Annotated in this window: 10 protein-coding genes and 1 other RNA gene; 7 read left to right on the top strand and 4 right to left on the bottom strand. The window is 63.9% G+C overall.

From position 1 onward, the window contains the following. Positions 1-876 (bottom strand): LysR substrate-binding domain-containing protein (locus IV091_RS09450; protein ID WP_293468021.1); only part of this gene is annotated, 876 nt, incomplete at its 3' end. Positions 877-1098: 222 nt separating this feature from the next. On the opposite strand from IV091_RS09450, the gene IV091_RS09445 reads away from it, so the two are divergent. From IV091_RS09445 to IV091_RS09435, 3 genes are all read left to right on the top strand, one after another. Beyond that, positions 1099-2265 (top strand): mandelate racemase/muconate lactonizing enzyme family protein, encoded by a 1167-nt coding sequence (locus IV091_RS09445; protein ID WP_293468019.1) that lies wholly within the window; start codon positions 1099-1101, stop codon positions 2263-2265. A 51-nt stretch (positions 2266-2316) separates the two neighbouring features. After that, positions 2317-3957: an MBL fold metallo-hydrolase gene (locus tag IV091_RS09440; protein WP_293468017.1), complete on the top strand. Its 1641-nt coding sequence runs from the start codon at positions 2317-2319 to the stop codon at positions 3955-3957. Between the two features lie 114 nt (positions 3958-4071). Continuing rightward, positions 4072-4905, top strand: a complete 834-nt coding sequence (locus IV091_RS09435) for a basic amino acid ABC transporter substrate-binding protein (protein WP_293468015.1) — start codon at positions 4072-4074, stop codon at positions 4903-4905. Positions 4906-4923: 18 nt separating this feature from the next. Here IV091_RS09435 and nhaR read toward each other — a convergent pair whose 3' ends face one another. Continuing rightward, positions 4924-5820 (bottom strand): transcriptional activator NhaR, encoded by an 897-nt coding sequence (gene nhaR, locus IV091_RS09430; protein ID WP_293468013.1) that lies wholly within the window; start codon positions 5818-5820, stop codon positions 4924-4926. A 160-nt stretch (positions 5821-5980) separates the two neighbouring features. Between nhaR and IV091_RS09425 the strand changes: the two genes are divergently transcribed. Beyond that, positions 5981-6523 carry an Rrf2 family transcriptional regulator gene (locus tag IV091_RS09425; RefSeq protein WP_293468011.1) on the top strand — a complete coding sequence of 181 codons (543 nt, stop codon included), beginning with the start codon at positions 5981-5983 and terminating at the stop codon, positions 6521-6523. A 33-nt stretch (positions 6524-6556) separates the two neighbouring features. Here IV091_RS09425 and rnpB read toward each other — a convergent pair. After that, an RNA gene (rnpB, locus tag IV091_RS09420) (RNase P RNA component class A) lies at positions 6557-6893 on the bottom strand. A 67-nt stretch (positions 6894-6960) separates the two neighbouring features. On the opposite strand from rnpB, the gene cysK reads away from it, so the two are divergent. From cysK to IV091_RS09405, 3 genes are all read left to right on the top strand, one after another. After that, complete coding sequence (gene cysK, locus IV091_RS09415) at positions 6961-7878, top strand: cysteine synthase A (RefSeq protein ID WP_293468009.1); 918 nt, start codon at positions 6961-6963, stop codon at positions 7876-7878. Positions 7879-7995: 117 nt separating this feature from the next. After that, positions 7996-9657, top strand: a complete 1662-nt coding sequence (locus IV091_RS09410) for an NAD(P)/FAD-dependent oxidoreductase (RefSeq protein ID WP_293468007.1) — start codon at positions 7996-7998, stop codon at positions 9655-9657. Positions 9658-9801: 144 nt separating this feature from the next. After that, complete coding sequence (locus IV091_RS09405) at positions 9802-10638, top strand: ProQ/FINO family protein (RefSeq protein ID WP_293468005.1); 837 nt, start codon at positions 9802-9804, stop codon at positions 10636-10638. A gap of 43 nt (positions 10639-10681) precedes the next feature. Here IV091_RS09405 and IV091_RS09400 read toward each other — a convergent pair. Beyond that, a partial coding sequence (locus tag IV091_RS09400; protein ID WP_293468003.1) for a M48 family metalloprotease occupies positions 10682-11188 on the bottom strand: 507 nt, incomplete at its 5' end.

Here is an 11188-nt window from a genome sequence, read left to right as displayed (position 1 = left end):
CAGTGCGGCGGTGGCGCGGAAAAGCCGGATTTCCAGCGTCACGCTCCATTGCGGCCCTGCCGCGCTCGCCAGGCGGCCATCGGCCAGTTCGGTGCTGACCAGGCTGTGCGGCAGCCAGGCAAGGCCGCGCCCTTCAAGCGCCATGGTCTTGAGCAGCACGGCATGGTGCGAGGTCATCACCGGCCTGAATCGCTCCGCATCGAATGCCCCCGGCATCTGGTCGCGCATGATCTGGCCCAGCCCCGACGCCTGGCTATAGGCCAGCACCGGCAAAGGCTCCTGGGCAGCGCTGTCGATGCGATGCTGCGGCTGACCGTTGGCATCCGGCACGCTGACCGGCACCAGCCGGTCCTCGCCGACGCGCACAAATTCAAAGTCGGGCGGCAGCAGCCGGGTCTTGAAGGCCGAGTGGCCATAGCACAGCAAAAACTGCACGCGGCGCTGCAGCATCAACTCTTCGCAGGCCTGGTAGCTGTCCGACACCATGTGGATGGGTCCGAGCTGCAGTTGCTGCTCCACCGCTTGCAGCCAGCGCGGAAAGAAGGTCAGCGACAGCACATGCGTGGCCGCGAACTGCAGGCTGCGGCTGGCCTGCTCATGCACCTCGTGGGCGCGGGTGCGGGCCTGCAGCAGCCGCAGCACCACATCGCGCGCCGTGACCACGAACACCTCGCCCGCCGGCGTGGGCGCCGCCGGATGCCGGGCGCGGTCGATCAGCTCGACGCCAGCCCACTCCTCCAGCGCACGGATATGGCGGCTGAACGCCGGCTGGGCAATGGCGCGTGCCTGCGCGGCGCGCGAGAAATTGCCGCTTTCGGCCAGCGCGAGGAAGTCCTCCAGCCATTCCAAGTCAAGCGGTCGGTTGACGGGTCCCATCGGTCTGTGCTTCCTTTGGATAGTTTTATGCGATTCGAGTATTGGACGCAAGACCCGGCAGCGCCGATGATCAGCCCATTCATTCAAACCCGGAGACTTTTTCAGCATGCATGCCATCGCAAATTATCACGGCATCGTTTCGGCCCTCGGTGGCCAGGACATTCAGATCTGCGGCGGCTAGTCGCTGTCCCGCCAAACCTTTCCACCTTGACCCCCCACACCATGAAAATCATCGACATCATCGAATCCACCCGGCCCATCAAGTCGGACATCCGCAACGCCTACATCGATTTTTCCAGGATGACGCTCAGCCTCGTCGCGGTCGTGACCGATGTGGTCCGCGATGGCAAGCCGGTCATCGGCTACGGCTTCAACTCCAACGGCCGCTACGGCCAGGGCCAGCTGATCCGTGAACGCTTTCGCCCGCGCGTGCTGGAGGCCGAGTCCTCGACCTTGCTGGACGAGACCGGCAACAACCTCGATCCGCACAAGATCTGGGCCTGCATGATGACCAACGAAAAGCCGGGCGGCCACGGCGAGCGCTCGGTGGCGGTCGGCACGCTGGACATGGCAATCTGGGACGCCACGGCCAAGATTGCCGGGCTGCCGCTGCACGACATGCTGGCGCAGCGCTACGGCAACGGCACGGCCAATCCGAAGGTGTTTGTCTATGCCGCCGGCGGCTACTACCACCCGGGCAAGGGAATTGAAGGCCTGCTGGGCGAGATGCAGAGCTACCTGGACCGGGGCTACTCGGTGGTGAAGATGAAGATCGGCGGCGCACCGCTGGCCGAGGACATGCAGCGCATCGAAGCCGTGCTGGGCATGCTCAAGCCGGGCCAGCAACTGGCGGTCGATGCCAACGGCCGCTTTGATCTGGCGACGGCGGTGGCCTACGGCAAGGCGATGTCGCAGTACCCCCTGTTCTGGTACGAGGAAGCCGGCGACCCGCTGGACTATGAGCTGCAGGCCCGGCTGGGCGAGAGCTACACCGGCCCCATGGCCACGGGCGAAAACCTGTTCTCGATGCAGGATGCCCGCAACCTGATCCGCTACGGCGGCATGCACAAGGAGCGCGACTGGCTGCAGTTCGACTGCGCGCTGAGCTACGGCCTGGTCGAATACCTGCGCACGCTGGACATGCTCAGGGACTACGGCTGGTCGCCCAGCCGCTGCGTGCCGCACGGCGGGCACCAGATGTCGCTGGCGATTGCCGCCGGCCTGGGGCTGGGCGGCAACGAGTCCTACCCCGACCTGTTCCAGCCCTATGGCGGCTTTCCCGACGGCGTGAAAGTGGAAAACGGCTACGTGACGCTGCCACCGCTGCCCGGCATCGGCTTTGAAGGCAAGGCCGACCTGTATGCGGAAATGAAGGCATTGACGGCCTGAAGGCACGGTGCGGGCAAGCGCGATGCGTGCGTTTCGCTGCAAAATCAGGAAATGCCAAGAACCTCCCAACTCCTGTACCCGCAGCGCGACCCCGCGCCCACCCGCCCCGCCGCCACCGTGCTGCTGCTGCGCGACAGCGCCGAGGGCATTGAAGTGCTGATGACCCGGCGCGCCATGACGGCCAGCTTTGCGCCCGGCGCCTACGTCTTCCCCGGCGGCGGCATTGACCCAGCCGATGCGGCGGCGCACCGGCATTCCACCCGGCGCGCTAGCCAGAGCGACCTGCACCTGACGCAAGCCATTGCGGCGATCCGTGAAAGCTTTGAGGAACTCGGCGTGCTGCTGGCGCACCACGACCACGGCGGCTACGTCACCAGCGAGGACATTGCGGGACTGGACCGCAAGGCTCCGTTTGCAGCGCAGTGCGCGGCGCGCGGTCTCACGCTGGCCGGCAGCCAGGTGTTTGTGCTGGCCCACTGGGTCACCGACCGCGATCTGCCGCGCCGCTTTGACGTGCCTTTTCTGGTGGCCCGCATGCCCGAAGGCCAAAGCCCCGTGGCCGATGAGGCCGAACAGTTCGATCCGGTCTGGGTGCGCCCGTCCGAGGCCCTGGAGCGGCACCAGCAAGGCGGCTTCTTCATGATTTTTCCGACCCTGCGCACGCTGGAGCGGCTGCAGCATTACGCTCATGTGGACGCGGTGCTGCAGGCCTGCGAAAGCGAAGCGCCGCTCTGGACCTCCTGCCCCCGCGCCGGTCTGCTGGCGGGCCAGGAATCGCGCTTCATGGAACACGATTCGCCCTATGGCGAGTTGGCGCTGACCAGCCCCGATGGCCAGATCGTGCACAGCCTTGACTGGCAATTTGAAAAACCCGCCCTGCTGCTCAAAAACGTCAGGCGCCTGACCGCCCCCAACCCCGGCATGATGACCGGGCCGGGCACCAACAGCTATTTGGTGGGTGATGCAGACAGCGGCTACATCGTGATTGACCCGGGCCCCAATGATGCGGGCCATGTGCAGCGCCTGTACGAGGCCACGGGCGGGCGCATCCAGGCCATCGTCTGCACCCACTCCCACTCCGACCATTCACCCGCCGCCACCCCTTTGCAGGCGTTGTGTGCCCACCGTCCGCCGATTCTGGGACTGGCCTCGCGCCCCACGGCACGTCCCGATGCGCAGTTCACCCCCGACCGGGAGCTATTAAATCAGGAGCTACTAATCCTTACAGGAAATGGGCTAAAGCACACTTTAATGGTTATTTTTACGCCTGGCCATGCGGCCAACCACCTGTGCCTGCTGCTGCTTGAGGACGGCCTGCTGTTTTCAGGCGACCACATTTTGAACGGCAGCACCACGGTGATCAGCCCGCCCGATGGCGAGATGACGGCCTACCTGGATGCGCTGGACACGCTGGGTGCGGCCTGCGAGGCGCATCAGATCGACTTTATCTTGCCGGCCCATGGCCATGTGCTGGGCGCCGCCCGGCAGTCGATTAGCCAGCTCAAGGCGCACCGTCTCAAGCGCGAAGCCAAGGTGGCAGCGGCCATGCGGGCCCTGCCCGATGGCACGCTGAACGACTGGCTGGCGCGGGTCTATGACGACACGCCCCCACGCCTCTGGCCTGTGGCGATGCGCTCGCTGCAAGCCCATGTGGACCGGCTGCGAGCCCTTCAGGCCTTGTCGCAGGCCTAGGCCCGCAGCAGCCAAGGTTTATACTTTTTAACCAGGTTTCCAACACCTCAAACCGCCAGGCCACCGTGGCCCGCGCCATTTCATTTCCTGCCCTTCACCCTATTGAGGTTTCTCATGCCTTCCATCACGACACGACATTTCCTTCAAACGGCAGGCACCCTGGTGGCGGGCCTGTTACTGGCCGCCTGCAGCAAGCAGGAACCCGCAACCCCCGCCGCCAGCGCACCTGCGACCCCGGCGCCAGCCGCCAGGATTTACGTCGTCGGCACGGACGCCGCCTATGCCCCGTTTGAATCGCAGAACGAAAAGGGCGAGATCGTCGGCTTTGACATCGAGGTGGTGCAAGCCGCGGCGCAAAAAGCCGGTATGGACGTGAAATTCCTGAATACCCCGTGGGAAGGCATCTTCAACTCCCTCGGCCAGGGCGACCGCGACCTGCTGGTGTCGTCCATCACGATCACGGACGAACGCAAGCAAACCATGGATTTCTCGACCCCCTATTTTGATGCGCAGCAGCTGATCGCCGTGAAAAAGGACTCCAAAATCGCCAGCTTCGATGATCTCAAAAAACTCAAGGTTGGCGTGCAAAACGGCACCACCGGCGACGAGGTCATCACCAAGCTGCAGGGCAAGGACAGCGCCAACGTCAAGCGCTTTGAGTCAACACCGCTGGCCCTGAAGGAACTGGAAGGTGGCGGCGTCGATGCGGTGGTGGCCGACAACGGCGTCGTGGTGCACTATGTCAACAACAACGCCAATGCGCAGTTCAAGACCATCAGCGACGCGAGTTTCAAGGCCGAACAATACGGCATCGCGGTCAAAAAAGGCAACGCCGATTTGCTGGAAAAGATCAACAAGGGCCTGGCAGCCATCAAGACCGACGGCAGCTATGACCGGATCTACGCCAAGTACTTTGGCGCAGCGCCTGCTGCTGCGGCTACCAAGTAAGCCAGCAAGCCTCGCGGCTCAGGTCGTGAAAAACTGCCCGCGTGCGGCCTGGGTGATGGCCGCCACGCATGGGTGCGTGATGCGCCGCTCAACCGAGACAGCATAGAAATCCTCCACCATCTCCTTGGTGCGGCCAATCACCTCCACCCCGTATTGCGTGAGCGTCTCGGCCTCCAGCACGCTGGCCGACATGAAGACGCCCCGCCCTTCGCGCCCAAAGGCTTTCATCAGCGCGCCGTCGTCAAACTCGCCAATGATGCGGGGGTGAATCTGGTGCTCGGTGAACCAGGCCTCCAGATGCTTGCGTACCGATGACGAGGCCCCCTGGATCAGCATGGGCGCATCGTTCAGGCACTGGGGGAAATCGCCTTTCAGCGCGCTTTTGAGCGCCGGCGCGCAGAAAAAACTCATGGGCGTGCTGCCCAGCAGGTGGTTGAAGGCCTTGATGCTGACGCGGCCCGACATCGGTTCATCGGCCATCACCAGGTCAAGCCGGTGTAGCGCCAACTGGGCCAGCAAATCGGGGAACTTGCCTTCGCTGCAGATCAGCCGCACCGGCTCGCGCACGGACAAAGCCGGCTCCAGCAGCCGGTAAACCACGGACTTGGCGACCGAATCGGCCACCCCCACGCGAAAGTCCAGCACCTTTTGGCCCCCGCGCGCTTGCCGCAGGGCGCTCTCCATTTCGGCCCCCAGGGTAAATATCTGGTCCGCATAGTCCAGAGCCACCCGACCCTCGTCGGTCAGTTCCAGCCGACGCCCGCTTTTGCGAAACAGCTGGCGGCCCAGCCACGCCTCCAGCAGCTTGATCTGCCCGGACAGGGTCTGCGGCGTGGTGTGCAGCTGCTCGCCCGCCCGCACGATGCCGCCGGCCTTGGCGGTAACCCAGAAGTAATGCAAGTGCTTGAAATTCATGGCCTGGCCTTCCGTAAATGGTTTGGAAAATAACCGCCAGCTTAGCTTATTGTTCGTATTTTTCGAAATGAAATTGATTCAAATACGAATTTACGCGAAGTAATTACTTCCCTATAGTCATGCTTTTACGTCATTTGTGACGTTACACAGGAGAACAGACATGCGTTTGAGCACCAAAAGCCGTTTTGCGGTCACCGCCATGATAGACATCGCCCTTCGCGAAAACGCAGGGCCGGTCTCGCTGGCCGACATCGGGGGGCGCCACCAGATTTCGCTGTCCTATCTGGAGCAGTTGTTCAGCAAACTGCGCCGGAGCGGGCTGGTGGAAAGCACGCGCGGTCCCGGCGGCGGCTATTCGCTGGGCCGGGCAGGCGAGGCGATATCCGTGGCCGACATCATCGGGGCGGTGGAAGCCCCTGCCAGCAAGTCGGGCCGGGAAGAGGAAACCGTGGCGCAACAAGCCAGCGCGGGCGAGTGGATGACCAAGGACTTGTGGGCCGCCCTGAACGCCAAGATGCTGACGCACATGCAATCCATCAGCCTGCGCAACCTGGCCAGTGAGCAGCGCGCCAAGGGTGTAAAAATTGAGCCGCGGACGGTAGCGAAGCGCGGGGTCTACCTGGCGCCCAAACCCCAGTCCGTGCGCACCACGGCGCCCAATTCCGTGTTTGCGCTGGGCCATTCGCTGCTGGCCAGCCGCTGAACGCAGACCAGGCGTGGCCTGGTCAAAATAAAAGTGTGAAGCCCGCCGATAAGCCGGATTTTGTGCGCCAGGCTTTCTTGCCCGAAAGCAAGTTGGCCCGGTGTGACCGCCATTAATCTGGGCCGGGGGTCGCCCACCCGGCTCAATGCTACCTACCCGCACACTCCGGGGGCCCCGTCAACGTGTGCCTACTTGGTATTGCTGCGCGTAGAGATTGCCCGTTTCACCCGAACTGAATCGGCTCGTCTCTGTTGCTCTAATCCTCACCTCACGGTGGAGAGGTGTTACCTCCTACGCTGCCCTGTGCAGTCCGGACGTTCCTCCAGTGCCTGGTTTCCCAGATTGCACCAGCGGCGGTCTGGCAAGCTTCACCCCTCTATTATGGCAGTGCGCCACAATGTGCTTTTGCCGACCCCCAACGAAAAAGGAGCCGCTCCATGAAAGCCGACAACATCCTCGCCACCATTGGCAACACCCCGCACGTGCGCATCCAGCGCCTGTTTGGACCCGATGCCCAGGTGTGGATCAAGTCCGAACGCAGCAACCCGGGCGGCTCGATCAAGGACCGCATTGCGCTGGCCATGGTGGAGGCGGCCGAAAAGTCCGGCGACCTGCAGCCCGGCGGCACCATCATCGAGCCGACCTCGGGCAACACCGGCATCGGCCTGGCCATGGTGGCCGCCGTCAAGGGCTACCAGCTGGTGCTGGTCATGCCCGACAGCATGTCGGTGGAGCGCCGCCGCCTGATGCTGGCCTATGGTGCCAGTTTTGACCTGACGCCGCGCGAAAAAGGCATGAAAGGCGCCATTGCCCGCGCCCAGGAACTGGTGGCCGGCACGCCCGGCAGCTGGATGCCGCAGCAGTTTGAAAACCCGGCCAACATCGAGGCGCATGCGCGCACCACGGCGCAGGAAATCCTGGCCGACTTCCCCGAAGGGCTGGATGCGCTGATCACCGGCGTCGGCACCGGCGGCCACCTGACGGGCTGCGCCCGGGTGCTGAAGGCCGCCTGGCCGCAACTGAAGGTGTTTGCGGTTGAGCCCGTGGCGTCGCCCGTCATCTCGGGCGGCCAGCCCGCCCCGCACCCGATTCAGGGCATAGGCGCAGGCTTCATTCCCAAAAACCTCGACACCAGCCTGCTCGACGGCGTGATCCAGGTCGACGCCGAACCGGCCCGCGAAATGGCGCGGCGCTCGGCCCGGGAAGAAGGCATGCTGGTCGGTATTTCGTCAGGTGCCACGCTGGCGGCCATTGCGCAAAAACTGCCGGAACTGCCCGCTGGCGCACGCGTGCTGGGCTTTAACTACGACACCGGCGAGCGCTACCTGTCGGTCGAAGGCTTTTTCCCCGCCTGAAGCACCTGAAGCTTTCCAGCCGCTGCTGCAAATAGCAGCGCAGCGGCAGGCGGATGCATCCGCCTTTATCATTACGCCCTTCTGCTTGATAACCACAAGCCACGAACCGGACGATCCATGCTGAGACTGACTGAAATCAAACTCCCGCTTGAGCACGCTGAAAACGCGTTGCGAGATGCCATTCTTCAAACGCTGAACCTCACCCCCGACGATCTGGCGAGCTTCACGGTCTTCAAGCGCAGCTTTGATGCCCGCAAGGCCGTCATCATGCAGGTCTATATCGTCGATCTGGAACTGGCCAGCGCCGGGCTTGAAGCGGCACTGCTGGCCCAACAGGCCGGCAACCCGCACATCCTGCCCACGCCCGACATGAGCTACCACCCCGTGGGCGTCGCCCCGGCCAGCCTGCCGCTGCGCCCGGTGGTGGTGGGCTTTGGCCCGTGCGGCATCTTTGCGGCGCTGGTGCTCGCGCAAATGGGTTTCAAGCCCCTCGTGCTGGAGCGCGGCACCACCGTGCGCCAGCGCACCCAGGACACTTGGGGTTTGTGGCGCAAGAACGTGCTCAATCCAGAGTCGAATGTGCAGTTTGGCGAAGGCGGCGCCGGCACGTTTTCAGACGGCAAGCTCTACAGCCAGATCAAGGATCCGCGCCACCTGGGGCGCAAGGTGATGAACGAGTTCGTCAAGGCGGGCGCGCCCGCCGACATCCTCTTCGAAGCGCACCCCCATATCGGCACCTTCAAGCTGGTCAAGGTGGTGGAGAACATGCGCGAGCAAATCATTGCGCTGGGCGGCGAAATCCGCTTTCAGCAGCGCGTGACCGACGTACTGATTGAAGACGGACCGCAAGGCAAACACATTCGCGGCCTCACGGTGCTGGACCAGGCCACCGGCCAGACGCAGGAACTGCGCGCTGACCAGGTGGTGCTGGCGCTGGGTCACAGTTCAAGAGACACCTTTGCCATGCTGCATCAGCGCGGCGTGCATGTCGAGGCCAAGCCTTTTTCCATCGGCTTTCGGGTCGAGCATCCACAGGGCCTGATCGACCGCGCCCGCTGGGGCCGTCACGCCGGGCACCCGTCGCTGGGCGCGGCCGAATACAAGCTGGTGCACCACGCCAGCAACGGCCGGTCGGTGTACAGCTTTTGCATGTGCCCGGGCGGCACCGTGGTGGCGGCCACGTCGGAGGTCGGCCGCGTCGTGACCAACGGCATGAGCCAGTATTCGCGCAACGAGCGCAACGCCAATGCCGGCATCGTAGTGGGCATTGATCCGCGCGACTACCCCGGCGATCCGCTGGCGGGCATCGCGCTGCAGCGCCAGCTTGAATCGCATGCCTATGTGCTGGGCGGCAGCAACTACGAGGCACCCGGCCAGCTGGTGGGCGACTTTGTGGCGGGCCGGACCTCTACCGGGCTGGGCAGCGTCAATCCGTCGTACAAACCGGGCGTGGCCATCGGTGATTTGTCATCAGCCCTGCCCGCCTACGCGATTGAAGCGATGCGCGAAGCCTTTCCGGCCTTTGGTCAAAAAATCAAGGGATTTGACATGCACGACGCGGTGCTGACGGGCGTGGAAACGCGGACCTCGTCGCCCATCAAGATGACCCGGGGCGAGGACATGCAAAGCGTGAATGTGCGCGGCCTGTATCCGGCCGGCGAAGGCGCGAGCTACGCGGGCGGCATCCTGTCGGCCGGCGTCGATGGCATCAAGGTGGCCGAGGCGGTGGCGCGCAGCCTGCTGGCCGACGCCGAAAGCCTGAGGCTGGCTGTCGTCTGACACCGCGCCAGCAACGAATAGGGGATACTTCGCCCTCACGGTTTAACACCGCAAACGCCACCAGAATGCCAAAAAGACCTGGCCGACCATTTTTTAAAGCGACGCCAAGGCGCCGACCGAACCTCAACCTGACAGAACTGATTGATGACCGACACCACACTCACACCTGCTGCAACGGATACAACTGCCGCACCTGCCGCACCGCACGAAGCGACTGAAGCGACAAATGCCCCCCAACGCCAGGCCCGGCGTGGCGGCCGCGGCCGGACACCGGCAAGGCCGCAAAACCAGGCCCGCGCACCCCGCGCCGTGCACCCGGTGCTGCAGCAGCTTTTTGACCTGTACCCCAAGATGTTTGGCGCGCATTTCCTGCCGCTCAAATTGGGCGTGTTCCAGGACCTGCTGGCGCTGCACTCCGAGCTGTTCAAGCGCGAGGAGCTGAAAATGGCGCTCGGACTGCACGCCCGCTCCACCCGCTACCTGGAAAGCGTGGCCGCCGGCCTTCAGCGTCACGACCTCAATGGCGAGCCCGTTGAACCCGTCGCGCCAGAGCATGTTCACCACGCCATCATGGAGGTGTTCCGGCGCCGCCAGGCGCGCTCCAACCAGGACTTGCGCCCGTACGCCCGCGCGCAACTGATCGAGGCGATTGAAGCGTCCGGGCTGAGCCGGGAAGACTACCTGCTGTGCGTGCGCCAGCAAGATGACGTGTCCACCGCCCTGCTTGACGAAGCATTTTCCGAACTGGGTGCGCAGGCTGCCAAACGCGAGGCGCTGCGCAAAACCTTTGAGGCCAGCGGCAAGACCGTTGCAGAGTTTTCCGATATGTACGGCATGGACCCGGACGAAGTGACCGAAACACTGGAACGGGCGCGCCTTGCGCAGGTGGCCCAGGCGGCCCAAGCCACTGCGGCGTCGGCAAAGGCCCCGGAATTGCCGCTTGAGGCAACACCGGCAGACGCAAGCACCCCCGCACCATGAAAAAAGCCGGCTGAAAAGCCGGCCTTCCTGAAAGCGCAGGCGTTTAGCCCTGCTGCACGTTCTGCAGCGCCGCGATGCGCTCTTCAATCGGCGGATGGGTGGCAAACAATTTGCCCATGCCGCCGGTAATGCCCATGGCCTCCACGGCCTTGGGCAATTCGCCGGGCTGCATGCCGCCCAGGCGCGCCAGCGCATTGATCATGGGCTGCTTGCGGCCCATCAGCTGCGCAGCACCTGCATCGGCGCGGAACTCGCGGTGACGCGAGAACCAGGCCACCACGATGGCGGCGGCAAAGCCCAGCACGATGTCCAGCACGATGGTGCTGACGTAGTAGCCGATGCCGGGACCCGAGTTGTTGCTGTCGCCCTTGCGCAAGAAGCTGTCCACCGCATAGCCGATCACCCGCGACAAAAACACCACAAAGGTGTTCATCACGCCCTGGATCAGCGTCATCGTGACCATGTCGCCGTTGGCAATGTGGGCCACCTCATGGCTGATCACCGCTTCGATCTCTTCCTTGGTCATGCCCTGGAGCAGTCCGGTGGACAC

The organism is Polaromonas sp., assembly GCF_018780625.1.
GTDB lineage: Bacteria > Pseudomonadota > Gammaproteobacteria > Burkholderiales > Burkholderiaceae_C > Polaromonas.
The sequence above is the reverse complement of the archived record's forward strand: the minus strand, read 5'-3'. Positions and strand labels throughout refer to the sequence as shown.

What these genes read in the sequence shown, in the direction of transcription:
- IV091_RS09445 (WP_293468019.1), top strand. Translation starts at nt 1,099, where the DNA reads ATGAAAATCATCGACATCATCGAATCCACCCGGCCCATCAAGTCGGAC.
- cysK (WP_293468009.1), top strand. Translation starts at nt 6,961, where the DNA reads ATGAAAGCCGACAACATCCTCGCCACCATTGGCAACACCCCGCACGTG.
- IV091_RS09405 (WP_293468005.1), top strand. Translation starts at nt 9,802, where the DNA reads ATGACCGACACCACACTCACACCTGCTGCAACGGATACAACTGCCGCA.
- IV091_RS09410 (WP_293468007.1), top strand. Translation starts at nt 7,996, where the DNA reads ATGCTGAGACTGACTGAAATCAAACTCCCGCTTGAGCACGCTGAAAAC.
- IV091_RS09435 (WP_293468015.1), top strand. Translation starts at nt 4,072, where the DNA reads ATGCCTTCCATCACGACACGACATTTCCTTCAAACGGCAGGCACCCTG.
- nhaR (WP_293468013.1), bottom strand. Translation starts at nt 5,820, where the DNA reads ATGAATTTCAAGCACTTGCATTACTTCTGGGTTACCGCCAAGGCCGGC.
- IV091_RS09425 (WP_293468011.1), top strand. Translation starts at nt 5,981, where the DNA reads ATGCGTTTGAGCACCAAAAGCCGTTTTGCGGTCACCGCCATGATAGAC.
- IV091_RS09440 (WP_293468017.1), top strand. Translation starts at nt 2,317, where the DNA reads ATGCCAAGAACCTCCCAACTCCTGTACCCGCAGCGCGACCCCGCGCCC.